This window comes from Exiguobacterium abrahamii (assembly GCF_015645365.1).
GTDB classification, from domain to species: domain Bacteria; phylum Bacillota; class Bacilli; order Exiguobacteriales; family Exiguobacteriaceae; genus Exiguobacterium_A; species Exiguobacterium_A abrahamii.
The window spans coordinates 18,466-43,501 of record NZ_JADOYC010000008.1 but is presented as its reverse complement, the minus strand read 5'-3'; the positions used below and the strand labels follow the sequence as shown (position 1 = coordinate 43,501).

Annotated in this window: 25 protein-coding genes; 16 read left to right on the top strand and 9 right to left on the bottom strand. The window is 47.6% G+C overall.

The annotated features are described in order from the left end of the window. Positions 1 to 94 precede the first annotated feature (94 nt). The 11 genes from ITJ88_RS15160 (at position 95) to ITJ88_RS15110 (ending at position 13,120) form a co-directional block, all read left to right on the top strand. The gene (locus tag ITJ88_RS15160) at positions 95 to 1,795 is read left to right on the top strand and encodes a glycoside hydrolase family 13 protein (RefSeq protein ID WP_230088890.1); all 1,701 of its coding nucleotides are present in this window, start codon (positions 95 to 97) and stop codon (positions 1,793 to 1,795) included. 472 nt (positions 1,796 to 2,267) lie between these two features. Then, on the top strand, positions 2,268 to 2,690 hold the full coding sequence (locus ITJ88_RS16355; protein WP_370567847.1) for a YwiB family protein: 423 nt from the start codon (positions 2,268 to 2,270) through the stop codon (positions 2,688 to 2,690). Next, the gene (locus ITJ88_RS15150; protein ID WP_050677289.1) at positions 2,680 to 3,099 is read left to right on the top strand and encodes a hypothetical protein; all 420 of its coding nucleotides are present in this window, start codon (positions 2,680 to 2,682) and stop codon (positions 3,097 to 3,099) included. Before ITJ88_RS16355 ends, ITJ88_RS15150 begins: the two co-directional genes overlap by 11 nt. Positions 3,100 to 3,154: 55 nt before the next feature. Next, the gene (locus ITJ88_RS15145; protein WP_195866163.1) at positions 3,155 to 3,592 is read left to right on the top strand and encodes an NUDIX domain-containing protein; all 438 of its coding nucleotides are present in this window, start codon (positions 3,155 to 3,157) and stop codon (positions 3,590 to 3,592) included. A 104-nt stretch (positions 3,593 to 3,696) separates the two neighbouring features. Next, entirely contained in the window at positions 3,697 to 5,031 is a 1,335-nt protein-coding gene (locus ITJ88_RS15140) for an alkaline phosphatase (protein WP_195866162.1), read from the top strand. Between the two features lie 177 nt (positions 5,032 to 5,208). Then, positions 5,209 to 7,344, top strand: a complete 2,136-nt coding sequence (locus ITJ88_RS15135; protein ID WP_195866161.1) for a (Fe-S)-binding protein — start codon at positions 5,209 to 5,211, stop codon at positions 7,342 to 7,344. Between the two features lie 154 nt (positions 7,345 to 7,498). After that, complete coding sequence (locus ITJ88_RS16410; protein WP_029343230.1) at positions 7,499 to 7,867, top strand: MerR family transcriptional regulator; 369 nt, start codon at positions 7,499 to 7,501, stop codon at positions 7,865 to 7,867. A gap of 36 nt (positions 7,868 to 7,903) precedes the next feature. Then, positions 7,904 to 9,220, top strand: a complete 1,317-nt coding sequence (locus tag ITJ88_RS15125; RefSeq protein WP_195866160.1) for a hemolysin family protein — start codon at positions 7,904 to 7,906, stop codon at positions 9,218 to 9,220. Between the two features lie 178 nt (positions 9,221 to 9,398). Further along, complete coding sequence (locus tag ITJ88_RS15120) at positions 9,399 to 11,075, top strand: LytS/YhcK type 5TM receptor domain-containing protein (protein ID WP_195866159.1); 1,677 nt, start codon at positions 9,399 to 9,401, stop codon at positions 11,073 to 11,075. Between the two features lie 92 nt (positions 11,076 to 11,167). Next, complete coding sequence (locus ITJ88_RS15115) at positions 11,168 to 12,196, top strand: aldose epimerase family protein (RefSeq protein WP_195866158.1); 1,029 nt, start codon at positions 11,168 to 11,170, stop codon at positions 12,194 to 12,196. A gap of 69 nt (positions 12,197 to 12,265) precedes the next feature. Further along, the gene (locus ITJ88_RS15110; RefSeq protein ID WP_195866157.1) at positions 12,266 to 13,120 is read left to right on the top strand and encodes a DegV family protein; all 855 of its coding nucleotides are present in this window, start codon (positions 12,266 to 12,268) and stop codon (positions 13,118 to 13,120) included. A 54-nt stretch (positions 13,121 to 13,174) separates the two neighbouring features. On the opposite strand, the gene crcB (ITJ88_RS15105) is transcribed toward ITJ88_RS15110, so the two are convergent. Together crcB (ITJ88_RS15105) and crcB (ITJ88_RS15100) are read right to left on the bottom strand one after the other, a co-directional pair. Then, positions 13,175 to 13,525 (bottom strand): fluoride efflux transporter CrcB, encoded by a 351-nt coding sequence (crcB, locus tag ITJ88_RS15105; RefSeq protein ID WP_064300526.1) that lies wholly within the window; start codon positions 13,523 to 13,525, stop codon positions 13,175 to 13,177. Continuing rightward, positions 13,526 to 13,924 carry a fluoride efflux transporter CrcB gene (gene crcB, locus ITJ88_RS15100; protein WP_195866156.1) on the bottom strand — a complete coding sequence of 133 codons (399 nt, stop codon included), beginning with the start codon at positions 13,922 to 13,924 and terminating at the stop codon, positions 13,526 to 13,528. A gap of 153 nt (positions 13,925 to 14,077) precedes the next feature. Between crcB (ITJ88_RS15100) and ITJ88_RS15095 the strand changes: the two genes are divergently transcribed. The 3 genes from ITJ88_RS15095 (at position 14,078) to ITJ88_RS15085 (ending at position 17,347) form a co-directional block, all read left to right on the top strand. Next, positions 14,078 to 15,547: a methyl-accepting chemotaxis protein gene (locus ITJ88_RS15095; protein WP_195866155.1), complete on the top strand. Its 1,470-nt coding sequence runs from the start codon at positions 14,078 to 14,080 to the stop codon at positions 15,545 to 15,547. A 112-nt stretch (positions 15,548 to 15,659) separates the two neighbouring features. Further along, positions 15,660 to 16,595 carry an NADP-dependent oxidoreductase gene (locus ITJ88_RS15090; protein ID WP_023466832.1) on the top strand — a complete coding sequence of 312 codons (936 nt, stop codon included), beginning with the start codon at positions 15,660 to 15,662 and terminating at the stop codon, positions 16,593 to 16,595. A gap of 167 nt (positions 16,596 to 16,762) precedes the next feature. After that, a complete protein-coding gene (locus ITJ88_RS15085; RefSeq protein ID WP_195866154.1) occupies positions 16,763 to 17,347 on the top strand; it encodes a DUF4352 domain-containing protein in 585 nt (194 codons plus the stop codon). Positions 17,348 to 17,606: 259 nt separating this feature from the next. Here ITJ88_RS15085 and ITJ88_RS15080 read toward each other — a convergent pair whose 3' ends face one another. Together ITJ88_RS15080 and ITJ88_RS15075 are read right to left on the bottom strand one after the other, a co-directional pair. Continuing rightward, positions 17,607 to 18,389 (bottom strand): nucleotidyltransferase domain-containing protein, encoded by a 783-nt coding sequence (locus ITJ88_RS15080; protein ID WP_195866153.1) that lies wholly within the window; start codon positions 18,387 to 18,389, stop codon positions 17,607 to 17,609. Positions 18,390 to 18,492: 103 nt separating this feature from the next. After that, the gene (locus ITJ88_RS15075) at positions 18,493 to 18,843 is read right to left on the bottom strand and encodes a winged helix-turn-helix transcriptional regulator (RefSeq protein WP_195866152.1); all 351 of its coding nucleotides are present in this window, start codon (positions 18,841 to 18,843) and stop codon (positions 18,493 to 18,495) included. Between the two features lie 121 nt (positions 18,844 to 18,964). Between ITJ88_RS15075 and ITJ88_RS15070 the strand changes: the two genes are divergently transcribed. After that, positions 18,965 to 19,813 carry a VOC family protein gene (locus ITJ88_RS15070; RefSeq protein WP_195866151.1) on the top strand — a complete coding sequence of 283 codons (849 nt, stop codon included), beginning with the start codon at positions 18,965 to 18,967 and terminating at the stop codon, positions 19,811 to 19,813. A 47-nt stretch (positions 19,814 to 19,860) separates the two neighbouring features. On the opposite strand, the gene ITJ88_RS15065 is transcribed toward ITJ88_RS15070, so the two are convergent. Next, positions 19,861 to 20,646 (bottom strand): NUDIX domain-containing protein, encoded by a 786-nt coding sequence (locus ITJ88_RS15065; RefSeq protein ID WP_195866150.1) that lies wholly within the window; start codon positions 20,644 to 20,646, stop codon positions 19,861 to 19,863. A 272-nt stretch (positions 20,647 to 20,918) separates the two neighbouring features. Between ITJ88_RS15065 and ITJ88_RS15060 the strand changes: the two genes are divergently transcribed. Continuing rightward, complete coding sequence (locus tag ITJ88_RS15060) at positions 20,919 to 21,500, top strand: DedA family protein (RefSeq protein ID WP_195866149.1); 582 nt, start codon at positions 20,919 to 20,921, stop codon at positions 21,498 to 21,500. Positions 21,501 to 21,581: 81 nt separating this feature from the next. On the opposite strand, the gene ITJ88_RS15055 is transcribed toward ITJ88_RS15060, so the two are convergent. From ITJ88_RS15055 to ITJ88_RS15040, 4 genes are read right to left on the bottom strand one after another with little or no spacing between them, the layout of a single operon-like run. Beyond that, on the bottom strand, positions 21,582 to 22,235 hold the full coding sequence (locus tag ITJ88_RS15055; RefSeq protein ID WP_195866148.1) for an ABC transporter ATP-binding protein: 654 nt from the start codon (positions 22,233 to 22,235) through the stop codon (positions 21,582 to 21,584). A gap of 1 nt (position 22,236) precedes the next feature. Continuing rightward, a complete protein-coding gene (locus tag ITJ88_RS15050) occupies positions 22,237 to 23,028 on the bottom strand; it encodes an ABC transporter permease (RefSeq protein ID WP_195866147.1) in 792 nt (263 codons plus the stop codon). Beyond that, positions 23,025 to 23,567 carry a nitrous oxide reductase accessory protein NosL gene (locus ITJ88_RS15045; protein WP_230088888.1) on the bottom strand — a complete coding sequence of 181 codons (543 nt, stop codon included), beginning with the start codon at positions 23,565 to 23,567 and terminating at the stop codon, positions 23,025 to 23,027. The genes ITJ88_RS15050 and ITJ88_RS15045 overlap by 4 nt, the downstream gene beginning before the upstream one ends. Then, the gene (locus ITJ88_RS15040) at positions 23,564 to 24,742 is read right to left on the bottom strand and encodes a right-handed parallel beta-helix repeat-containing protein (RefSeq protein ID WP_195866146.1); all 1,179 of its coding nucleotides are present in this window, start codon (positions 24,740 to 24,742) and stop codon (positions 23,564 to 23,566) included. Before ITJ88_RS15040 ends, ITJ88_RS15045 begins: the two co-directional genes overlap by 4 nt. Positions 24,743 to 25,036 lie beyond the last annotated feature (294 nt).

The following is a 25,036-nucleotide window of genomic DNA, read 5'->3' as shown; positions in this document are numbered from 1 at the left end:
GGAATTGCGCAATCGGTTGCGCTATATGTATAAAAGTAACCTGACTGATGAAAATAATACTCCAAAGACTGACCTACGAGAGGATTCACGACACATGACACAAATGATACCGCGCCCTGAAACGGCCCAACAAACAATTACACGAGCTTGGTGGAAAGAAGCAGTTGCTTACCAAATCTATCCACGCAGCTTTTACGATGCAAACAACGATGGAATCGGCGATATTCCGGGTATCATCGCAAAACTGGATTATTTGAAGGATCTTGGCGTCGACGTTCTTTGGATTTGCCCAATGTTCAAGTCACCGAACGACGATAACGGATATGACATTAGTGATTATGAAGACATCATGGATGAGTTTGGTACGATGGCGGACTTCGATCTCTTAATGGAAGAAGCGCACAAGCGTGACATCAAGGTCTTGCTTGATCTCGTCGTCAACCACACATCGGATGAACACCCGTGGTTTCTTGAATCACGTTCATCAAAAGACAACGATAAACGCGATTGGTACATCTGGAAAGATGCCGTCAATGGTGGAGAACCGAATAACTGGGAAAGTATTTTCGGTGGATCAGCATGGGAATATGACGAAAAGACGGAGCAGTACTTCCTGCACGTCTTCTCGCGTCGTCAACCAGACTTGAACTGGCAAAACCGCGACATGCGTCAAGCCGTCTATACGATGATCAACTGGTGGCTCGATAAAGGTATCGACGGTTTCCGAATCGATGCAATTAGTCACATCAATAAGGATCAATCATTCGCTGATCTCCCGAACCCGCTCGGTATGCCGTATGTTCCGTCATTCGACATGCATATGAACGTCGAAGGCATCCATGCGTATCTCGAAGAGTTGAAGGATGAGACGTTCTCGAAATACGATATCATGACAGTCGGAGAAGCAAACGGCGTCACGCCGGAAGAAGCAGATCTCTGGGTCGGAGAAGAGAATGGCAAGATGAACATGGTCTTCCAGTTCGAGCACATGGATCTCTGGCGCGCCGACGCTGAAAAAGGCGTCGACGTCGTCAAACTGAAACAAGTGCTGACGAAATGGCAAAAAGGACTTGAAGCAACAGGTTGGAATGCCTTGTATCTCGAAAACCACGATAAGGTTCGTTCGGTCTCTCTTTGGGGTGACGAGGAACAATACTGGAAAGAGAGCGCGAAGTCGCTTGCAATGATGTATTTCTTCATGCAAGGCACACCGTTCATCTATCAAGGACAAGAGATTGGGATGACGAACGTTCAATTCCCGGACATCTCGGATTATGATGACGTTGCGACAAAAAATATGTACGAGATGCAACTTGCTTTCGGGAAAACACATGAGGAAATCATGGAAGTCATCTGGAACTCGTCCCGTGATAACTCACGCACACCAATGCAGTGGACAAATGAGCAAAACGGTGGCTTCTCGAATCAATCTCCATGGTTTGGTGTCAATCCGAACTACGCGGACATCAACGTCGCGTCGCAAGAACAAGATGAAGATTCAATCTTGAACTTCTACAAACGAATGATCCAAATCCGTAAGATGGAAGAGACATTGATTTACGGTGCGTACGATCTCATCTTACCGGAAGATACGAAAGTCTACGCGTATACACGGACACTTGGTGACGAACAGTTCTTGGTCGTTACGAACTTAAAAGGCGAAACAGCAGAAATCGATACGGATATCATCTTGCACTCGGATAATATGTTGCTCGGCAACTATCCGACGATGCACCATGAAGGAACAGAACTGGAACTTCGTCCATTCGAAGCTCGTCTGTACCGTGTCCGCTAATATGTTTTGAACGGATTCGAAGTACATCGAATCCGTTTGAGACTGAAGATAAGTGCAATTGTTCTCTAACGAGAAGGATTGCGCTTTTTTTGTTCGTCTCGCATCGTTTTCCTGGGACAAGCATCGCGCCGCTTCGCTTCGCTGCAGGGTCGCTCTTGCTTGTTTTTCCCTAGGAAGCGATGTCGAGTGAATAAAACGCTTTTCTGATTCTCCTTCCGGGTACAAAGAAGAATGACACGTTACACGCCACTCCTACAGGAAAAAGCGCAATTTTGCGCTGTCAGAGACAAACAAGACCCGTTTTCCTGCTCGAATGGAGCGGGAAAACTGGCTTGTGTCTCGCCTGAGGAAAGGGCGTGAAAAGGTGCGTCATTTTTTGAGTCAGTCCATTTGTCTACATTTTCTTCTTGCATGTAAGCAGAAGGTGCATCAGACGAAAAAATCGTGTACGCTAAACGATGAGGTGATAGAAGTGAAACCAGTAAAGTACCCGGTGTCATTACGACAGGTGACGACGATCGAAGACGGTCCGATGCGTGAATCGGTCGAACTTGAGGCGGACGGCACGTTGTTCGAAACAAAAGACGGTTTTGCCGTGAAGTTCGTTCAGCCGGATGAACAACCGATCGATACGACGATCAAATGGTCAAAAGATCAGATCGCTTTGAATCGCAAAGGTCCTGTTGCGATGCATCATGTCTTCATTTTAGGAGAGACGACCAAAAGCCAGTATGGCAGTCAATTCGGTCAGATGTTGATGGAAACGGACACGGAGACGATTGAGATGAAACGGCAGCAGATGCAGTTTCGCTATACATTAAAGATGAATGGACAAGCAGTCGGTACGTATACGATTGATTTAACTTGGAAACGGAGTGAGACGAATGGCATTTGAACAAACAGTACGTCAAATGGAGCAGATGTTGGAAGAGGAATGGTTTGAATGGCTCGAAAACGATGAGCCGCGCTACAACGAATGGCGCGATCAACTCGAAGGACTCGCAGAGCAGGTCATCACGGAATACAATCCGAAGGTCGACCCGGAGTCGATCGATACGTTACTTTTAATCAATGAAGAATTACCGGTCTTATACGGTGAAGATACCGTCATGCTGTATACAGCGCTCTTGAAAGCACGTCAGGAAGACGATCAAGTATACGAGCGTTACTTGACGATCCTTGGTGCGTTTGCGGACGAACAGCATCCAGCAATCCGTGAAGTCGAAAAATTAGTCGCGAAAAAGGACTATAAAAATGCCTTCGCACGTGCAGTTCGTCTGCCACAGTCGCTCGGTTTAGAATAAACAATCAGTGGACCATCTTGTTTTAGGCAAGATGGTCTTTTTAGGAGGAAGCGTCATGTATCCATTCTATCGAATCATCGTCGCGATCATCCGAAAGGGCGATCAACTGCTCATCGTCAATAATCAATCGGGTCAAGAGAAGCGCTGGAGCTTACCCGGTGGACAGATTGAATCTGGAGAGACCCTCGAGCAAGCATTGTGTCGCGAGGTGGAAGAAGAAACCGGTTTGACGGTCACATCGTCGTCGTTTGCTTTCTTAACGGAGAACTTCATGCCGACGTATCAAGCGCACAGCCTCGTGACGTATTTTGACTGCGAAGTGAGTGGTGTACTTGATCCAAATGATCCCGATGAAGAAATCATCGAGACGAAGTGGATCAATCAAACGGAGTTAGCGGAGTACATCACAAGTGAAGACGTTCGTCTTCCATTATCGGCATATTTAAAAGAACAGCACAAAGGCTATTACATGTTTGAAGAGATGAAGTGGTAACTCGGCTGTCATTGTTTCTTTACATTCCTTAAAGCCGTCTCCATCGTTCATTTACATTCTCTCGGTATGATGAAACCATCATCGTGAACAGGGAGGAAACACAAATGAACAAGAAATGGATGGCGACAGGTATTCTCGGTACAGTGCTTATGACGGGAGTTGCGGGTTATACATATGAATCGGCTCAGCCGGTCGAGGCAAAACAAAACACGAAACAAGCAAAGGTTAAAAATGTCATCTTCATGATTCCGGACGGTTATTCAGCTGCCTATGCAACGAATTATCGCTGGTATCAAGGAGGCGAGGAGACGGAACTCGACGGTCACTTAAAAGGAATGATGCGGACGTATTCGGCAAACACGAAAGTGACCGATTCAGCTGCTGCCGGAACGGCGATGGCAACAGGAACAAAAACGAACAACGGAACAATCGGTATGGATCCAAGTGGAAAAGAAGTGGCGTCGATTCTTGATCGGGCGGATCAAGCCGGTAAAGCAACAGGACTTGTCTCGACATCAGCCATTACCCATGCAACACCAGCTGTTTTTGCATCGCACGTCGCAACGCGTGCGAACGAAGCGGACATCGCGAAGCAATACATGGATGAAATGAAAGTCGACGTCTTACTTGGTGGCGGTCAGAAGTTCTTTTTTGATCAAAAGAATGGTGGCGTTCAAGAGGCTGGTAATCTGGTGAGGAAAGCCGAACGAGCAGGATATCAGTATGCGGATTCACTCGAAAGCCTGAATGAGACGAACGGTCGTAAAGTTCTTGGATTGTTTGCAGAAGAAGGAATGGCACCAGAACTGGACCGGGAAAATACGAATCAACCGAGTCTTGCGACGATGACATCGAAAGCCCTGCAAACATTGAAGAAAGACCGCGATGGCTTCTTCTTGATGGTAGAAGGAAGTCAGATCGACTGGGCGGGTCACGCGCATGATGCTGCTTGGGCGATGAAGGATGCAGAAGCGTTCCACCAGGCAGTCGAAAAAGTGCTTCGTTTTGCAGCAAAAGATAAACACACATTGGTCGTCGTCGCCGGTGACCATGATACAGGTGGTATGTCCGTCGGTGGATACGATGAGTACGTAGCGAAACCGGAAGTCTTGAAAAACGTCAAGGCGACGGGGGATGAGATGGTTCGTCAGTTCAACGACGACTTATCGAACATCGCCTCTGTCGTCAAACGAGAAACGACGTTTGATTTGACGGCTGAAGAAATTCAGACGTTGCAAAAAGTGGATGCGAAGAAACGCGTCATGACATTGAATGAGATGATCAGTAAACGAGCGTATGTCGGCTGGACGACTGCCGTGCATACTGGTGTTGACGTTCCGCTCTACGCGTACGGTCCACAAAGCGAACAGTTCAGTGGATTGCATGAAAATACGGACATCCCTGGTCTGATGGCCAATGCCATGAAATTAAAAAAATGACGTATTGGACGTGATTAAATCAAGCGGTGGATCATCCACCGCTTGATTTTTTTTGAGTACGTATCTGCTTGTGTGACGCAGTAAAAACTAAATGAAAAAAATGAATGAATAGCCATTCATTATATGCTATACTCATTTCAACACAACTGCTTTAGGGGGAAAGGGGTTTGTTCGAACATGAATACGTTTTTACTCATTAACTGGATTGCCTTCCTACTCGTTATCGGCTATGCGGGCTATCTGTTCACGTCACTCGTCAAAAGTCGTTATGCCGCCATCAAACGGGGGAAAAAGGCGGAATGGACACTGACGAACAAAGAACGACTCGACGCGGTCTTAGTCAACGTCTTCGGTCAAAAGAAATTATTAAAGGATAAGAAAAGTGGCGCTATCCACGTCATGATGTTCTATGGCTTCTTACTCGTTCAATTCGGAGCGATCGATTTTATCTGGAAAGGACTCGCCGTCGGTCAGCGTTTCCCGCACGTCCCACTCGGTCCGCTTTATCCGATTTTTACATTCTTCCAAGAACTCGTCATGCTTGTCATCTTGATTGCCGTCGTTTGGGGATTTTATCGCCGGTACGTCGAGAAACTCGTCCGCTTGAAGCGGAATTTCATGGCAGGTCTTGCGTTGATCTTCATCGGTGGTTTGATGGTCGCTGTCCTGTTCGGAAACGGATTCTTCCTTGTCTATGAGAATCATTCGACGCTCGGTGAACCGGTTGCTTCAAGCATCGCGTTCTTATTCAGTTGGGTACCGGAATCAGTTGCGTTTGGATTATTCGTTTTCTTCTGGTGGGCGCACTTACTGTTCTTACTTAGCTTCATGGTTTACATCCCGCAAGGTAAACATGCACACTTGATTGCCGGTACAGCCAACGTCTGGCTCGGTCGAACGTCGAAAGTCGGGCGTTTGGCACCGATCGATCTATCGGTCATGGAAGAGGCAGAAGACGACGAAGCGGAATTCAGCTTTGGGGTTAACCGAATCGAGGATTTCAATCAGAAACAGCTCGTTGATCTATATGCCTGCGTCGAGTGTGGACGCTGTACGAATATGTGCCCAGCGAGCGGAACGGGGAAGATGCTGTCGCCGATGGATTTGATCGTTAAATTACGGGACCATCTCAACATGAAAACGGCAGCAATCACTCAACGTTCGCCATGGGCACCTGCCTTTGCGTTCGAAGGATCGCAAGGCAATCAAATCGCTTCACTGGCTGCAGCCGGACAGATGGATATCGTTCCGGATTCATTGATTGGGAACGTCATTACGGAAGAAGAGATCTGGGCGTGTACGACTTGTCGGAACTGTGAAGATCAGTGTCCGGTCATGAACGAACATGTCGATAAGATCATCGACCTCCGTCGTCATCTCGTCATGATGGAAGGCAAGATGGATCCGGAGATGCAACGGACGATGGCAAACATCGAACGTCAAGGTAATCCATGGGGAATGAACCGGAAAGAACGCGAAAACTGGCGGGAAAACCGGGATGAACTCGTCGTTCCGACAGCGAAGGAGAAGAAAAAAGCGGGCGAAGACTTCGAGTACCTGTTCTGGGTTGGTGCGATGGGGTCGTACGATAACCGAAGTCAAAAAATCGCGATGGCGTTTGCACGTATTCTAAATGAGGCAGACATCTCGTTTGCGATTCTCGGAAACGATGAGAAGAACTCGGGCGATACACCGCGCCGAATCGGGAACGAAGTCTTGTTCCAAGAACTCGCGGAAGCCAACATTAAATCATTTGAGAAATATGGCGTCAAAAAGATCGTCACGATTGATCCGCATGCCTACAACACGTTTAAAAACGAGTATCCAGACTTCGGACTGAGTCCGGACGTTGAAGTCTATCACCATACGGAATTGCTCGCACGACTGATTGACGAGAAACGGATCACACCGCTTCATGAAGTCAAGGAGCGTGTCGTCTATCACGATTCGTGTTACCTTGGTCGCTACAATGATATTTACGACGCACCACGTTATATTCTCGAGAAGATTCCAGGCATCACACTCGTCGAGACGGAACGCAACCGGGAAAAGGGAATGTGTTGCGGTGCTGGCGGCGGGATGATGTGGCAAGAAGAAAAAGTCGGCGCACGCGTCAACGTCGCACGGACGGAACAATTGTTGACGGTCCAACCGTCTGTCATTGGGTCAGCATGTCCATACTGTCTGACGATGCTCAGTGACGGCACGAAGGCGAAGGAAGTCGACGAGGCGGTTGCCACGTACGACGTCGTTGAATTACTGGAACGGTCGATCGTCGGTATACCCGTCGAAGAACCTGTCGTAACCGTATAAAAAAGTAAGATGGAACGATTATTCTCGTGCGAACGGGAGTAGTCGTTTTTTCTCTGAAAAAGCGCGACGTTTTACTGTATGGTTTTGACATGATAAGATAAAAGAACTAGCTATAGAAAGGAGGTGAGAATCTTTTGGGAAGGCGTTACTTCGAATCGGTCAGGTCGCGGAGACCACCGGCTTATCAAAACGAACAATCGATTACTACACATCACTCGGTCTGTTAACACCAGAGCGTACCGCGTCTGGCTACCGTCTGTATGACGAATCGGTCATTCATCAAATCGAAAAGATTGAATATTTGAAGTCTCAACGGCTTTCCCTGCAAGAGATTCTTGCTTCTTTTACGGAACGGGAACAAAAAACAGGGGAGACGATTTATCAGGAAGTGAAACAACTTCAGGCGACGGTTGAAGGACTCGAGCAGCGTCTGTTAGATTCGACGGACGTCGAAAAACAAGCGATCCGCTTAGAACTGTCCCGGCGTCTGACATTGATTGCTTCCTTGATTGCACAGCTTTAATACAAAACAATGGAGGTGACCCCTGTTTAGGGGATTTTGGATACTATATTATTCATCAATTTATTTTTAGTGGTCTTGTTGATTGCGTTGACGGCGTTTTTTGTCGGATCGGAATTTGCTGTCGTTAAGGTTCGGATGTCGCGTTTGGATCAAATGATTCAAGAAGGGAACAAAAGTGCCGTCCTTGCGAAAAAAATCGCGAGCGATCTCGATTACTACTTGTCTGCCTGTCAGCTTGGTATCACGGTCACGGCACTTGGTCTTGGGGCACTTGGTGAACCAACCGTTGAAAAGATATTGCATCCTGTCTTCGATGACTTCGGGATCTCTGCTGCTGTTTCGACACTCTTGTCGTTCGGTATCGCATTCGTATCCGTAACGTTCTTACACGTCGTCATTGGTGAACTTGCTCCGAAGACGCTTGCGATTCAGTATGCAGAACGCATGACATTGTTGTTTGCCCGTCCACTTTATGTGTTCGGTAAAATCATGTACCCATTCATTTGGTTACTCAACGGTTCAGCGCGCTTATTCCTCGGTCTGTTCGGTGTCAAACCAGCAGGGCACGAACAAGCCCACTCGGAAGATGAATTGAAAATCATCATGGCGCAAAGTTTCCAAAGTGGTGAGATCAACCAAACGGAACTTGCCCTCATGCAAAACGTCTTTGCGTTTGATGAGCACATCGTCAAAGACTTGATGGTACCGCGAATGCGGATGGAGACGATCTCGGAACGTTTGACGAAGGATGAACTGATGGAAATCTTTATGGATAATCCATACACGCGTTATCCGGTTACAGAAGAAAATGATAAAGACCGGATTCTCGGATACGTCAACGTCAAAGAAGTCTTGACGGATTATGCGAACGGCAATGAGCATCCGGTGACACATTATCTGAAGGATTTACCGGTTGTTTCGGAAGTGACGTCGCTTCAAGAGACACTTCGCAAGATGAAACGGACCCGGACCCATCTCGTTCTCGTCGTCGATGAATACGGTGGAACGGCAGGACTCGTCTCGATGGAAGACTTACTCGAAGAAATCGTCGGTGAAATCCGTGATGAATTCGATGCAGATGAAGTCGAAGAAATCGAACAGGTCAAATCGGACGAGTTCCTACTCGACGGTACAGTCTTGCTCGCTGACTTGGAAGAACGTTTCAATATTCGTTTTACGAATGTCGAAGATGTCGATACGATCGGTGGCTGGATTCAGATGCATAACATCGATCTTCAGCCAGGTGAGCATATCGACACACCGGACTTCTCCGTCGAAGTGATGGAGATGGAAAACTATCAAATCAATCGCGTCAAGATTTGGTTGCATCCAGCTGAACAAGCAGAAGCATAAGGTGGTCGGTTCCTCATGGAGGAACCGGCTTTTTTTCATCGCATCAGTCAAAAAATCAAGAATGGACGGATTGTGCGAACTTTCAGCCGTCATGATAGGAGAATGCAGAGAGGAGCGGGAATGTAATCTAATACGACTTTATTGTTGATTCGCGTCCTATGAAACAAGGAGGTATTCCGTGCTCGAGCAGATCCCATTCTTACTGAGTCGTTTAGGTATGTTAGCACTGTTAGCCTTTTTATTGTCCCAGTGGCGCATTTCCCGATACATATTCAAGATGGACCGCGGAATGAATCTTCCACTGCTCTTTGCATTCGTGTCATCCGGTATTTTGATGAACTACGCAGGAATTGAACTCTCGCAAGATACGACGATTGATCCGTTACTCGGATTAGCTGTCGAGAAGGATGCCCTGTTGCTCGATACCCGACTCGCTGTCATCGTGACGAGCGGATTGATTGGTGGACCAGTGATCGGCGGCATTACGGGATGTTTGGTTGGTCTACACCGCTACGTACTCGGTTCGTTAGGGGCAGAAGCCGGTTGGATCATTGCCATGCTCGCTGGACTTGCGAGCGGCTGGTATCGAAAACGCTGGCGCTTGCATGATGGTTATGCGCTCGTTCCACCCATCGGTATCGTATTGACGGCATTATTGTTCGAAAGTGGGATTACATTATTACTTGCACCTGATACAGCAGAAGCACTGGATTTGATGAGTCGTGCCGCTTTTCCGTTACTGTTCGCAAACATGTGTGGGGTCGTACTGTTCATCATGATCTTACGAACACAACTTCGACTCGAAGGTGATCTTTTCGTTCGCCAGACCGAGCGATCCGATCGTCTACTGCAAGCGTTACAACCCTTACGAAAGCAGGGATTGACGTCGGAAGTCGCACGGCAGATCGGAGCGACATTATTGAAGGAGACGAAGATGCAACGGATCGTCGTGCTCGGGGCGACAGAGGTCGTCATCGATATGACGGACCAGCAACCAGCAGTCTGTGGCGAGCAACCAAGACGTGAGGAACAACGATGGATCGAAGCAGAAGAACCCGTCCGACAGGAAGACGAGCAAACGGGACAAATTCTCAGTTTTCATCCGATGCGCATTAACGGTCAAAAAGCAGGTGTCATCTGTTACTTTTCGAAAGACTTATTTGACGACACCGTCGAGCGAATGACGGAACAACTCGTCCGTTTATTAGCACGAGAGCTGCATATGCATCGAGAAGATCAGTTGCTCCGGTTAAGCGGAAGAAAGATGAAACCGATGTTACATGTCAGCTATCTGAAAGGCATCATCGAAGAAATCCAGCGGACAGCTGATCCGGGAACTCCTGTGAAACATCAACTGAATGCGCTACTTCAACTGTTGACGGCAGCGACGCGGCATGATGAACATCCACTCCGCGAGGAACTGGCGACTCTGAAGGCCTATTTATCACTAGAAGGAACACGACGTCGCCCGAATCAACTGACCTCCGCTGATATCACGATCGATCTTGATATCGAGACCGCTGTTGAAGAATACTTCGTTTTCCCGTTCCTTGTGACGCAGCTCGTCGATAATGCACTACGTCATGCGTTCGTAAAGGCAGGACGACATCACCGGATTGATGTCCGTGCCTTCAAGGCGACGACAGACTGGGTCATCGAAGTCACAGATAACGGACAGGGGATGCCGCTTGCTGTGATGCAACAACTGGATCAACAGGAAGCGGGGGATTCGAACCTGTTCCTGATTCGACGCGCATTAGACGTGACATACGGTCCGACTGCAACATTACACGTCCACTCGATCATCCATCAAGGGACTCGGATCGAAGTGCGATTAGCACTTCCGTCTCTGTAACAACAATGGTCTTTTGCCATTGTTGTTTTTTTGTCTCGTTCCGAGGGTAAATACGAAAACAGGAAAATGTATCGTACAGGAGGAAGCAGATGATGATTACGACAACAGAAGTGGGACAACTAGGTGATCAGTCCTTGTTACGATTCACGTTACAGAATGTGCATGGGCATAGTATCGATATCTTGAACCGAGGCGCAAAAATTCTTGCCATCCGGGTTCCGGATCAGCATGGAATGATCGAAAATGTCGTACTCGCGTTTGACGACCTATCAGAATACCAAGATGATCCGCATCACTTAGGCGCCACGATCGGACGCGTCGGCGGACGAATCGCAAATGGCGCGTTTGCACTCGAAGGGATGACGTACGTCCTTGAACAAAATGAGGGTGAACATCACCTCCATGGAGGAAGCGAAAATTGGGCGAACCGAATGTTCACGCACGAAATCAACGACGACAAACTTGTTCTACGTTTAGATAGTCCGAGTGGGGAGAACGGCTATCCGGGGCACTTGTCGTTCACGCTGACGTTCGAATGGACGGACGAGAACGTCCTGCATATCCATTATGAAGCGGAGACGACAGCTTCGACACCATTCAGTCCGACGAATCATACGTACTTTAACTTGACGGGTGAGGCGAAGACGACGATTGAACAGCATCTGTTACGAATGGATGCACCTTTTTATGTTCCGTTGACGAAAGATGCGGTACCGACCGGTGACATTCTCCCGGTGACAGACACTGCCTTTGATTTTCTCGATGCCCGTCCCCTGCATGAGGTGACACATGCATCAGATGAACAACTCCGCCAAGCGGGTAGTGGGGTCGATCATCCCTTCCTGCTTAGAGAGAATGGAGAAATTGTTCTCGATGAACCCATCAGCGGGCGGCGATTGCGCGTCGTGACGGATCAACCGGGAGTCGTCGTCTATACCGCTAATCATTTGTCGGGCGAGTTTACGATTTGCGGAAGACGAGCAACCCCATACCTCGGAATCTGTTTTGAGACACAAGGATTACCGGATGCGATCAACCAACCGAATTTTCCTTCCGTCGTCTTGCATGCCGATGAGCACTATCATAAGCATACATCGTTTCATTTTCAGATGATGTCATGACGTTTCTTGCGATTTCCACTTCTGTATATGGTAGGATAAAGCGAGAAGAATCTAACGGAGGCTAGGGAAATGACTAAAATAGCATGGGTGACCGATAGTATGGCCTATTTCACGAAGGAAGAGGCAGAAGCAATCGGCGTCAATGTCGTACCGATTCAAATCTTGCTCGGTGATACGGCGTATCAAGAGAATGCGATCACGGTCGAGCGATTGTTCCGTGCGCTTGATGCGGATAAGAAACTGATTGCCAAAACATCACAACCAATTTTCGGTGAATTCGTCGGAACATACGAACGCTTGAAAGAAGAAGGCTATGACTGTGCCATTGCAGTGCACTGTACGAATGGACTCTCAAGTACCGTCCAAAGTTCAGCATCAGCAGCGGAAGCAGCCAGTTTCCCGGTTCATATCATCGACTCTCATACAGCGTTTGAGAACCAACAAGAGTTCATTCGTTACGGGATGGAGCTTGCGGAACAGGGGAAATCCGTCGAGGAAATCGTCGCTGCCTTACAAGCATTGACGAAAAAGACTCATTTCTATATGATCGTCGGTAATATGGAGACTATGCGCCGTGGTGGACGTGTCTCATCCGGTGACTTGTTTCTTGCGAACCTACTCAGCATTAAACCGATCATCACGACGGATGAAGCCGGAAAAATCGTACCATTCAAAAAAGCACGTTCTTTAAAGAAAGCTTACATTGAAATGGTTAAACAAATCGACGAATCGATGCGTCAGCACACGTTCTACAAGAACCGGATTTATGTCGCGACGACGATGGCACCGGAAATGGCAGCGGAACTGCGGCAACAAGTCGCAGCGAAGTTCCCGGATTTGACGATTCTCGAAGGCACGTTCGGACCAGCAATCGGGACGCATGCCGGAGCAGAGACGGTCGGTCTATTCTGGATGAATGATTAAATTAAAACGGATACGACAAGAGGCGACGGATTTTTCCGTCGCCTCTTGTTTCGTTCAAGCTGTAAGTGTGATTCCAAGGAAAGCTGCAAGAATCCCGAAACCATAGCTCGAGATGAGATAGAGGGTAAGCACTTTACGATTTCCGTCCTGAAATAGCTGCAATGTCTCGATTTTGAACGTCGAGAACGTTGTAAATGATCCGAGGAAACCTGTACCTAAGAGTAACGTCCATGTCGTATCCAGATGCGCACCGATGACGAGTCCAAGCAAAAACGAACCGAGTACGTTAATCAGGAACGTCGCTAGTGGAAATTCGCGTTTCCAAAACGTCTTCATCCATTGACTGACGGCAAACCGACTGATGGCGCCACAAAAAGCACCGATGGCAAGAGCAAGTAGCGTCATTCACTCACGTCCTTTCGTCACGTGACGCAGTCGTCGTGTTCCGAGCGTGTAACCAAGATAAGATAGGAACAAACCGCCGAATAGGCTGACGAGTACGTAGAGGAACGCGTCCGCTAAATGATGTTCGTTGAGTAAGGTCACGGTCTCGACGCTGAATGTCGAAAACGTCGTAAAGGAGCCAATGAAACCCGTGCCGATGGCTGTGATCGCATATTGGTGTAAGAGTTTCGTTCGAAATAAAAAGTGTGTCGCGTAGCCGAGCAGAAAACTCCCGATCAAGTTGATGACAAGCGTTGGCCACGGGAACGGACCAGTCGTGAAGTCGCCAATCAGCAGTCCGAGCCCATACCGTGCCGAGGCTCCGAGAACACCTGCGAGACCTACGAGTACATACAGCATATGAATCCTCTTTTCTGAAAAAGTCTACGTTAACCGTACTCCCGCTTTCAAGAAAGCGTCAAGAAAAAAAGTCACTTGAGGGACTTAACGAATGAATTCTTTCTGCCGATGAACAACTGTATGACTTTAATAAGGTGAAGGAGTTTGAACAAGATGGTATCTGCCCTCGAGCAACAAAGTACAAAGATTTTGTCCCGCCTGATTGCAACGTTAATTACGATTGCGCATCCATTGATTTTCTTATTTTCGCAAATGAATTACGTCCCAATCAGTGTGTTTTATCAGTTTTTAGTCGGTGGTTTGATCTTGACGGTCGCGTTGCTTGTGGGCAACCGCCTACTTGGACATCGCCCGAGCGGGAAGTACGTCCAAGTGACGTTAACGTATTTCGTCCTTGCTCTCGTTTTGATGACCTTGCCGTCGCCGAGCATTTGGACGATCGCCTATCTTTACTTGACGATTTCAATCGTCTATTTGATTCCGCGTTTGGTCATTCTCGCCGGAATCCTTGGCTTAGTTGAAATGGCTGTATTCACAATGCTTGGAACGATTGTCTTTACGAATGCATTCGATTTGATCGTCGCCTATGTCATCTATTTGATGATTTTCTCAGCAGCGGTTTTCGTCGCTGTCTTTGGACGAAACGTCATGCTAGCCGTCCGCCAAGAACAAGAACGGTCGGAAGCCTACGCGGCAACGTCGCAAATTGCCCTCGAGCAAACGGCAGCAACCGCAACGGAAGTAACGACATTCACGGAAGAGATGAGTGAAACGGTCGACGCAGCGAAGGATTCCTTCAGTCAGGTTGATTTGGCGATGCAACAGCTGGCAGATGATGCAGCAGGTAGCGTCCAAGCGATTCGTGAAATCCGTCAATTGAACGAACAGCAAGTTAACCGGATGGAGGAAGTGACCGTTTCAGTCGATCACGCACTCGAGCGCAGTTCGTCCTCGCGGACGACAGCCGAACAGAGCAGGCAGACGATTGGTCTTGCCGGACAATCCCTGCAACAATTGACGACGAGCATGGATGAGTCGGTCACGTCGTTCGGACAACTCGCTGGACGGTTCCAAGAAATCGTCGCCATCACGTCGAGCATCAATGCGATTGCGGCGCAAACGAACCTGCTCAGTCTTAACGCATCGATCGAAGCAGCTCGTGCGGGTGAGTTCGGAAAAGGTTTTACGGTCGTTGCGCAAGAAATTCGTAATCTATCAGCACAGACGGCAGAAGCGTCGAAAGAAATCAATGCGATCATCGAACGGGTTGATCAGGACGTCACGCAAACCGGCAACTCGATTCATGCCAGTACGACATTACTACGTGAGCAGGAAGAGCGGATGGCAGAGAGTCAGTTAGCGCTGCAGACGATTGAGATGGATGCAACAGAAGTCGTCGGTTCGATCCAGTCGGCGCAGACCCAGTTCGCGACGATGACGAGCAGTCTTACTGCTATCACGACAGCAGCAGGTCAACTTGATACGTTCATGAATGCGTTGCTCGCGCAAAGTGAGTCGTTATCCGGCTTGACGCGTCATCAAGTCGGTCAGGTCATGGAACTGCAACAGGCGATTCATGCCTTGAACGAGACGGCATCCACCCTTCAGCAAACGAATCGTTAACGAAACGGCTCCTCATCGATCGATGGGGAGCTGTTGTGTATCTTCAGACTGTTTGTCGGTAGGACGGACGGGGAAGAAGATAGGGAACGAATATTGAAGGAGGAGTCAACGGATGAAGGCAGCTTACATTGAACAGTATGGTGGATCGGAACAATTTAAGGTCGGAGAACTGGACAAGCCGGTCATCGGACCAGATGATGTTTTAATCGAAGTCTATGCCGCGAGTGTAAACCCGGTCGATTGGAAACTACGCGAAGGATACTTGCGTCAAATGTTGAGCTACGAAATGCCGCTCGTCATCGGTTGGGACGTTGCCGGTGTGATTCAGGAAGTCGGAGAAAACGTCTCCGATCTTCAAGTCGGGGACGCTGTCTTCAGCCGTCCGGAAATCGCTCGCCAAGGAACATATGCCGAGTACGTCGCAGTCGATGCCCACCTCGTCGTCAAAAAACCAGAATCGCTCAGTTTCGCTGAAGCAGCGTCGCTGCCACTCGTCTCGCATACAGCGTGGCAGGTCATGTTCGAAGTGATGGATGCGAAGCCGGGTGACCGGATCTTCATTGGTGCCGGATCAGGGGGCGTTGGAACGGTTGCGATTCAACTTGCAAAAGCGAATGGTTTGTACGTCATCACGTCGACAAGTACCAAAAATGTCGACTGGGTAAAAGCGCTTGGAGCCGACGAAGTCATTGACTACAAACAGGAAAATCCGGCCGATCGTGTTCGCGACGTCGATTTTGTGTTTGACACGATGGGTGGCGATAAGCAAGGGGAACTCTATCAGATGCTGAAGCCGAACGGCATGCTCGTCTCGATTTCCACACCACCTGATGAAGAACAAGCGAAAGAGCATAATGCGCGTTCAGCCTACGTCTTCATGCAACCGACAGGTGAGCGTTTACAACATATCGCTAAAGCTGTCGAACGTGGCGAGCTACAACCTGTCGTCGATCGGATCTTTGATCTGGATCAAATCAAGGAAGCGCATGATTATGGCGAAGAAGGACACGCAAAAGGAAAAATCGTCATTCGGGTCAAAGGAGAATAAGAAGAGGAGGGCGCTGAAATCAGCGTTCTCTTTTATTTTTGTCAATCTTTTTATCGAACCTTAAACAAAAAATAACCTGGTTAAAAAAGTGTAAAGGATAAGGGGTTGCTTCTTCCTATACTAGGGCTATCAGACGTGAGTCAGCCACATTAAAAGGAGGAAGTAACATGAAAAAAGGATTGAAGTGGGCAGGAATTATCGTGATCGGCGCAGTCATTTTAGGAAATCTAGGAGATGACGAAGAACAAGCAGCACCGGAGAAAAAAGTAGAAGTCGAACAAGAAGCAGTCAAATCAGAAGCAAAACCAGTAAAAGCAAAAGCAACCGCGAAGCCGGTCAAGAAAATGTACGGGGTGAATGATCAGGTAAAGGTCGGAAAACTGACGTACGTCGTCAATGACGTCAAGATGGTCGATACATTGTCGAACGTCCTCGGCGAAAAGAAAACGTCAGGACAATTCTTAGTCATCGGTCTGACGATTCTAAATGGAGACAAGGAAGAACGGTTCGTTGATAGCAACATGTTTAAAGTGAACGTCGGCGATACCGAGTATTCAGCCGATACGGAACTCGATCTCTATGCGAATGAAGACGGCATGGGCTTCTTCTTAGAGACGATCAACCCGAATATCGAGAAAACCGGCAACATCGTCTTCGAATTACCGAAACAGGTGAAAAATCCGAAGCTTGAAGTCTCGTCTGGCTTTGGCTGGGCAGGTGGACAATCAAAAGAGATTCAATTGACACGGTAATGAGCGACCATAGAAGAGACTCAATAAAAAAATGACACGTCTTTTCACGCCCTTTCCTCAGGTGAGACACAAGCCGGTTTTCCTGCTTCATTGAAGCAGGAAAGCGGGTCTTGTTTGTCTCTGACAGCGCAACAATGCGCTTTTCCTGTAGGAGTGGCGTGAAACGCGTCACTCTTTTGGTTACGAGATAAGGGTGGCAAATCATCATTCTGCCACCCTTATCTTTGTGGAAACTGACTTTTGAGTCAGCCCCTTCTTGTTACCGTCTTGATTGTTGGATCGAGAGTTCAGGCGTTAATCGATCGAGTAAAGCGAGCGTCTCTGGATGTGCGGCAAGCGTCTGGTCGAGTGCGTGCCGTTCAGTCTCTAGACACGCTAGATAACGTTGAGCCGCTTCAGCATGCGTTGCGGGTGTCAGGACGTCGTAGATTGCTTCAAGAGCAAGGCGTGGATGGTCTGGCAATGTCGTCGGAATCGTCTTTAATCCCAGTTGCGCTCGTTCAGGAGCATGATGATGGAGTAAGACTTTTGCGAACTTGATCAAGGCGCTACGGAGCATCTCGACTGCCCATAAGTCATTTCCGCGAGCTGCTGCTTTTTTATATTGGAACAAGAACCAGACGGCATCGATTGCTTCATCGGTCGCTTCTTGAGCAGAAAGTGTTAAGTCACATATGTCGGTAAAGTCCGTCAACTGTTCTTGTGGATCATATAAGACACGCAATTGATCCTTATGGTTCAGCGAATCAAGCGTCACTGTGAATAAATCAATATGTAGCAGATCATCATAGACGACGATCATTTGAGGGGCGATGATATCAATCTCATCTTTCCAGATGATTGAACGATAAGCAGAAAGGTGGGACAAACGACGCGATAAGAATTTTGTTTGACGTTCTTCCGAGACGAGGCAGTACAGATCGATGTCTGAATGGACATCTTCTTCTCCCCGTCCAAAAGATCCTTTCAAGAAGATAGCTTCGACTGCAGGATCTTGTTTGAGTCGAGCAACCAGTTGCTCGATCGCATGAAGTTGATGCATAAGGACTCATTCCTTTCCAAAAACAGAAGTCTATTACGTCAGTATACGGGATAATAGACAGGTTTTTCCATAAAAAATGAGAAATCACATTGAAATGGATTTCTCATTGAGAGGCAGATGCTAATTTTTCTTTCTGTTCAAGATGGAGGACATGTTGTTCACCCCATGCATTGATGGCGTCAAGAACCGGGATAAGCGTCCGACCATAATCCGTCAGCGAGTACTCGACGCGGGGGGGAACTTCCTGATAAATCTCGCGATGAATGATATCGTTCAGTTCGAGTTCGCGTAGTTGAGCCGTCAGCATCTTTTGCGTAATGTTCGGCAATTGTCGTTTCAATTCACTGAAGCGGAGCGTTCCGTGTGTGATCAAGACGAGTAAAATCGACGGTTTCCATTTTCCGGTCAAGATTTCGAGTGCTGTCTCGACGCGACAGCTTGGTGTCTCTTCCATCGGTCTTCCTCCTTCATGGTATCGTTTAGGATACTATACCACTTATTCGTGCCTACTTCCGCTTCGATCGCTTCCGCGTAATAATAGGGATACGAGCTATTTCATTGAAGGAGGAAACAAGATGTCCATTCATCCACAAATCACACTCGGTCCTGTTCGCTTGCGAATCACGGACCTCGATCGTTCGATTTTATTTTATACAACGTCACTTGGATTACGCGTGCTGACGCAAACGGATCAGCTAACGGTACTTGGTGCACAAGATACACCACTCGTTGAACTTGAAGTCCATCCGAATGCCCGCCGTTTTCCACCGAACTCGGTCGCCGGGTTATACCATTTTGCGATTTTGCTACCGAGCCGAAAAGAACTTGGTTTCGTCATCCGGAATTTGATCGAACAAGGAATCGAGATTGGTCAAGGTGACCATCTCGTCAGTGAAGCCTTTTATCTGTCGGATCCAGACGGGAACGGGATCGAGATTTATGCCGATCGTCCACGTGAGACATGGACGTATGAAGCGAATGGCGACGTTAAGATGACGACGGATCCCGTCGATTGGCAAAGCATGCTCGTCGAAGCGGGAGAAGAAGATTGGTACGGCATGCCGAGCGAGACGGTCATGGGACATGTCCATTTCCACGTCAAGACACTCGAAGCAGCGCGGACATTTTATGTCGAGACGCTTGGTTTTGAAGTGGCCGCTGACGCTTCGCGAATGCGTGCGTTGTTCGTTGCTGCCGGTGGCTATCACCATCACATCGGTCTGAACGTCTGGTCTGGAGTCAACGCACCGACGAATCCGGAAGATGCGGTTGGACTTGTCTACTGGACGCTACGTTATCCGGATCAAGCGACGCTTCAAGCAGCGAGCGAGGCGTTGAAGTCTTCTGCTTATACCGTTACGAATCAAGCAGGCGATGTCTATGTCACCGATGATGCTGGAATTACCGCTCGATTAACAACGTAACCGAAAAAATCCCCTTGCAGTGAAAACACTGTAAGGGGATTTTTGGTTTACCGTGACGACGACGTCGTATTGCCGTCATACCGGCTGATCAGTTCATACGGTCTGACTTTATATAAGGCATGCGGGAAGTAGTGTGGATCCATCGCATCAAGCGTCCGCAACTGGAAGTGTTCCCGTTTGATATACTCCTTCAGCGAGTCACGTGTCAGTGGGAAGAAGCCGACATCCGTCGTTTCACCTTCTTGTGTCGTAAGTTCACCACCGACCGCTTTCCCGCGGAAGCAGACGCACAGGACGTGGCTTGAGACATTTTGATAGATTCCGGTAATCCCATCGATTGTGACATCAACACCGGTTTCTTCTTTGACTTCCCGTTTGATGGCGTCAAGAATCGACTCATGATTTTCGACTTGTCCACCCGGCATCTCATACGTATCACCCCGGTGGAGATTGCGAACGAGTAAGACTTCACCGGCATCATTCGTGATATACGCGGTCACGCTGACGATCGCGCGAGGAGGAGCATACGTACCAGTCGACGTCATGAAATCTTCATAGGATTTGATATAGAGGTTTTTGCCGAGGCGCGCGCGCTTCTTCATCGCTTCGCGACGTAAGGCACTGTTGCGGACATCACGATCGACTTGTTCGAAGTGTTCGCGGTCACGGTATTCCCAAATGGCGATGACTTCATCTTCTGCCTCGGTCACCCAGCGACCAACAAGACGGGCACCATGACTGACTTGGAGCGGGTACAAATAGGTATGGAAAAACTCAGTGAATTCTTCTAGGCGTTCGGGACGAATCGTATAGGTCTTCCGGCGATGTAACATGGAAATTCCTCCTATCAGATGAGCGTTCAGATGTACGTTGTACCCCTTCTCGAACGGATGGATGAAACCCTTTTTCTCGATGTGGGAAAAGGATGTTTTATTGAACGATTGCGCATACATGTCCTCCGGTCTACGTGACTTTAAATCATCAATGATGATCTCTTTTGATCAGAAAAGTGTAACTAAAGAAGAACTTAAGAAATGGATAGGGCTCAACTTCAGAAAAATCGGGGATACTGAATATAGAGAGAAACAGAAAGAAGGGATACGTGATGGATATCATGGCACTCGTCCGCCTGGCTGGCGGAATCATGTTCACCCCATTGTCGGACGATGTCTTGATGATGAGTTTTGCAGCACTTCGATTACGAGAGGGGATGTACCCGATCGTCATCTGGTTGACCGCTTGGCCGGTCTTCTTCATCGCCTTTACGTGGTTTTATCTACTTGCTCGATTTTTCCGTGAGATTCCGCTCGTCAAACGCTGGATGAAATCACGTTTCTTGGAGCGAGCAGAAAAAATCATTGAACGACGGGGATTATGGGCAATCGGACTATCGTTCTTCTTACCCGGAGTCAGACACCCGATTCATTATGTCGCCGGACTCCTCGGTTATCCGTTACCACGCTATTTAGTAATGACGTTCTTAGCAGCAGGCGTGTATACAGGTCTTTGGACCTTTTTGATCGTCCGGATCGGAGAAGCCGTCACCTGGTCGGAACTGTGGAACTGGTTGCAGGTGAATCCAGGAATCGTCGGCTCTGTCGTGATCATCGTGATCGGGATTGCCGTCATCGGTATCGTGCATCATCGTCGTCAAAAAGATGCGGTAGAAGAGAGGTCTTCGATGTAAAGTGATGCCATAAGAAAGATCCATCCATGAGCAGAAGCTGAATGGATGGATCTTTTTGTGTAGCGGAATCGCACATCTCGTTTACGATTGATGGAGAAAGTGATGACTTAAACGATCATAGGCGACAGAAGCATCAGTCACTACGATTTTTTCTTGGACGACTCCTTGATCGAGCCACCAGATTTCGTCGGCAAGTTGAGAGGCGATATCGAGTTGGTGTGTTGAAAGGACGATCGTACAACCTCGCTCGGCTTCCTCACGTAAGAGGAGGGATAACATGTTCATCCAGCTAGGGTCTAATCCGTTCGTCGGTTCATCCAGTAAAAGAATAGTGGGGCGAGTGATGAGGGCTTGGGCAAGCAATAGACGTTGACGCATGCCTTTAGAAAGCATTGAGATTTTTTTGTTTCGATGTTCGAAGAGACCTACGCGCTCTAAAATAGATAGGTCTGCTTCTTCACCTTGCATCGCTGTCAAATAGACATAGGTTTCTTGGACGGTCCACATGGCTTCAAATTCGAAATCATCCGGCATGAAAGCGACAGATGTGGTATCCATTTGGATGGTACCGACAGTCGGACGAATCGAGCGAGTGAGTAGATTTAAAATGGTTGATTTTCCGGCACCGTTCGGTCCACTTAAAGCAAGGATCGTACCAGCTTGTAGCGTTTCGGACATTGGTTGTAACGCCCACGTCTTCTTGTAACGTTTGCCGACATTTTGAAAGTAAATCATGTTAGTCCTCCTTTGTCATTCCCCGCATGGCTAAATACAAAAAGAGACCACTTGAAAGCATCAGATAGGCAACAAGCAACAAAATGCCTCTTCCGCCAGCTAAGACCCCCATGAACGGCTCGAATAATCCACCAAAGACGTCAGGCGCAGCTAACCGAGCAGTCATGAAAATCCGCAGCAGTTCTGTTCCGTTCAACAGTGTACTGACGATTATTGTCGTCAACTGGCTATCGTAAGGAAAAAACGAGACGATGGTGACAAGTAAGGTCGGCCAAAGAAGGACAAGGAACACCCAAGTGAAAAAGGCAATGATGACAGCATGAAGACGCGAACGACTCCATGTTCCAATCCATGTACCAAGAGCGGCGCAAAAAACAATCAGCCCGGCAGCATACAGAAAGAGTCCAAGCCAGGCTTGAGTAGACACGGATACAAAAAATGATGCTACACCGATTGCAAACAGCAAGACGATCCATTGTGTCGTGACAAACGTCGAAAACCGTGTCCAAATCAATCGGAACGGGTGAATGCGATACGTCAGATAGAGCCGGATGCGCTTTGATTCTCGTTCACTGCCCCATTGAACGGCGGTCATCAGTAATACGAATAGAGGTAAAATCAATCCAATGATCGTCAGGAGCGTCGAGCTGATATTCGTGTAATCCGTTGCCACGGGTAGCGCTTGACTGAGACCCCCGAGTAAGATTAAAACGACGAGCCACGCGATCAGGAAAAAGTACGTTTCTTTTTGACGAAGCGTGCGATGCCACTCGACGCGCCAAAAACGAATCAATGGCTATGTCCTTCATCAGACGAACTATCGTCCATCTTCATCTCGCTATCTTCTCCATCCATTTTCATTTCCATCTTACCGCGTTTCCAGTCATGCTTTTTCAAATCATCCAGATCCATGAGCTTTCCACCATGATCCTTCATGTAAGATTTGGCATCCGTTTCTTTACCGAATGATACGATATTGTAGGCCATCGGCGTTTTTGCCATCTCATCGTAGACGTAATGTCCGTCTTCTAACTCCACCCATGCTTTCGTCTTGTAATCCTTGACGTACATCGCGGCGATCTTATCTTCTTTTTGTTTTGGGTACCAGTCGCGCATCAGACACCCGATATCATCAAACGCGTATCCTTTTCCATTTTCCATGACTGCTTCCGCAGCGAATTGACGATCGGTCACTTTCATCTTACAGACTTCACATTCCGTTTTTCCCCATTTAATCTCAAACGGCTCGGCAGAAGCAGTTGAGCAGGCAGCAAGAGCTACACTCGCTCCGCCGATCATTAATCCAGTCATCCATTTTTTTGTTGTATTCATATTCGTTTCCTCCCTAAAATCCATAATAGTAATGTTGCTCCAATTAAACAGAAACCTAGCAAATTGGTATGCCATTTCAAGTCAAACGCATGATGTTTCGGGGTAGCGTCTGTTAATGTGACTTCCTCTGGACTTCGTAACAGATGACCTAATATGAATAGGCCAGGGGAACCGTAGAGCGGTTCGAGTGCCTCATATTGATCGGTTAGCAAGAACAGATAAGGATCGGTGCGATAAGGGATTTCACTATTACCGTCTCCATTCAGATCAAGTGTCTGGCTATCCCAGTCGTTTCCTTCTAATTGATTGTCTGCAGAATCAATCATCGTCACCGGATAGCGATTACCCCGGACATCGTTTTTAGAGATTATCATCCCGTTGGCTTGTTTCAATTGAAAACCCAGTACATTGCCTTGAATGTCATTGCTCATGATTTTCGTATCTTCCGATTTTTCGGCATAGATCCCGACTCGATTCCCCGTTACACGATTGGATTGAAGTACTGTTTGTTTAGCATCGAACAACATGAACCCGTTACCGGATGCACTCTTTTGATCAATCATCCGACCATTTGAAACCGTGACATCGGTGGTTCCCATAATCATCGCACCTGCCTGATTCTTCGACATTCGTGGACGATCGATGGAGACATGACGCGGGAACATCAAGTGAATGCCGTAGCGAGATTGTTGTGTCTCGACGTTTTTCATCGTAATATCGCTTCCACCTTCGACATAGATTCCGTCACGCACCCGATTGATCTGAATGTGTTCGAGTGAGATGTGACGTCCGTCGAATATGGCGACTCCCTCTTTTTGTTTATTCCCCGTGATTTGAATGTCTTGAAGGTCGATTCGTTTTCCGTCTGTCATCTGGATTCCTACATGCGAGGTATCAATCGAAATGTGATGCAGGCTACCACTAGATTGTTTCATCAAAATAGCAGGGTGTTTCGTGCCTGGACACATTTTGATGTGAACATTTGTCAATTGGACATCCGTTCCGTTTATCTGAAAAGCAGGTTGATCGCAGGAAGCGAATGTCTGTCCTTGACCATCAAAGTGTTCACCGGTATGTAAGGAAATCGATTTTTGTACGACTGTCTGTTGCTCGGCATAGATAGTCGATGGAGATGACAGAATCATGATGAGTAGGATCATCCATAGATAGCGCATGTATTCCCCCTTTATGGAAACGGTTACTGACACAGTATACAAAAACATCCATGAAAAAATGTGTCATTTAGTTAGTGATTAACACCTAAATAATTCATATTTTCTACATACTATTTTTAAATGGAAATTGCCGGATGACATACTATAAGAAGCGTAATTTTATAAAAGAAGTATGTTTTCTGAAATAAGAAATGATACATAAAAAAAGTGAAATCATTGTCAAAAAATGACGGTAAACACTTCTTAAAAGACACCTGATTTACACACCGGATTGGCAATTTATCGTCACAGGTA

Excerpts from the sequence above, each read along its gene's own strand:
- ITJ88_RS15065 (WP_195866150.1), bottom strand. The coding sequence starts at position 20,646 with ATGTTACATCGCCGGAAGACCTATACGATTCGTCCCGAACGCCTAGAA.
- ITJ88_RS15150 (WP_050677289.1), top strand. The coding sequence starts at position 2,680 with ATGGCATTTGAACAAACAGTACGTCAAATGGAGCAGATGTTGGAAGAG.
- ITJ88_RS15110 (WP_195866157.1), top strand. The coding sequence starts at position 12,266 with ATGACTAAAATAGCATGGGTGACCGATAGTATGGCCTATTTCACGAAG.
- ITJ88_RS15095 (WP_195866155.1), top strand. The coding sequence starts at position 14,078 with ATGGTATCTGCCCTCGAGCAACAAAGTACAAAGATTTTGTCCCGCCTG.
- crcB (WP_195866156.1), bottom strand. The coding sequence starts at position 13,924 with ATGCTGTATGTACTCGTAGGTCTCGCAGGTGTTCTCGGAGCCTCGGCA.
- crcB (WP_064300526.1), bottom strand. The coding sequence starts at position 13,525 with ATGACGCTACTTGCTCTTGCCATCGGTGCTTTTTGTGGCGCCATCAGT.
- ITJ88_RS15140 (WP_195866162.1), top strand. The coding sequence starts at position 3,697 with ATGAACAAGAAATGGATGGCGACAGGTATTCTCGGTACAGTGCTTATG.
- ITJ88_RS15090 (WP_023466832.1), top strand. The coding sequence starts at position 15,660 with ATGAAGGCAGCTTACATTGAACAGTATGGTGGATCGGAACAATTTAAG.
- ITJ88_RS15060 (WP_195866149.1), top strand. The coding sequence starts at position 20,919 with ATGGATATCATGGCACTCGTCCGCCTGGCTGGCGGAATCATGTTCACC.
- ITJ88_RS15145 (WP_195866163.1), top strand. The coding sequence starts at position 3,155 with ATGTATCCATTCTATCGAATCATCGTCGCGATCATCCGAAAGGGCGAT.
- ITJ88_RS15135 (WP_195866161.1), top strand. The coding sequence starts at position 5,209 with ATGAATACGTTTTTACTCATTAACTGGATTGCCTTCCTACTCGTTATC.
- ITJ88_RS15085 (WP_195866154.1), top strand. The coding sequence starts at position 16,763 with ATGAAAAAAGGATTGAAGTGGGCAGGAATTATCGTGATCGGCGCAGTC.
- ITJ88_RS15075 (WP_195866152.1), bottom strand. The coding sequence starts at position 18,843 with ATGGAAGAGACACCAAGCTGTCGCGTCGAGACAGCACTCGAAATCTTG.
- ITJ88_RS15045 (WP_230088888.1), bottom strand. The coding sequence starts at position 23,567 with ATGAATACAACAAAAAAATGGATGACTGGATTAATGATCGGCGGAGCG.
- ITJ88_RS15080 (WP_195866153.1), bottom strand. The coding sequence starts at position 18,389 with ATGCATCAACTTCATGCGATCGAGCAACTGGTTGCTCGACTCAAACAA.
- ITJ88_RS15055 (WP_195866148.1), bottom strand. The coding sequence starts at position 22,235 with ATGATTTACTTTCAAAATGTCGGCAAACGTTACAAGAAGACGTGGGCG.
- ITJ88_RS15070 (WP_195866151.1), top strand. The coding sequence starts at position 18,965 with ATGTCCATTCATCCACAAATCACACTCGGTCCTGTTCGCTTGCGAATC.
- ITJ88_RS15115 (WP_195866158.1), top strand. The coding sequence starts at position 11,168 with ATGATTACGACAACAGAAGTGGGACAACTAGGTGATCAGTCCTTGTTA.
- ITJ88_RS15040 (WP_195866146.1), bottom strand. The coding sequence starts at position 24,742 with ATGCGCTATCTATGGATGATCCTACTCATCATGATTCTGTCATCTCCA.
- ITJ88_RS15160 (WP_230088890.1), top strand. The coding sequence starts at position 95 with ATGACACAAATGATACCGCGCCCTGAAACGGCCCAACAAACAATTACA.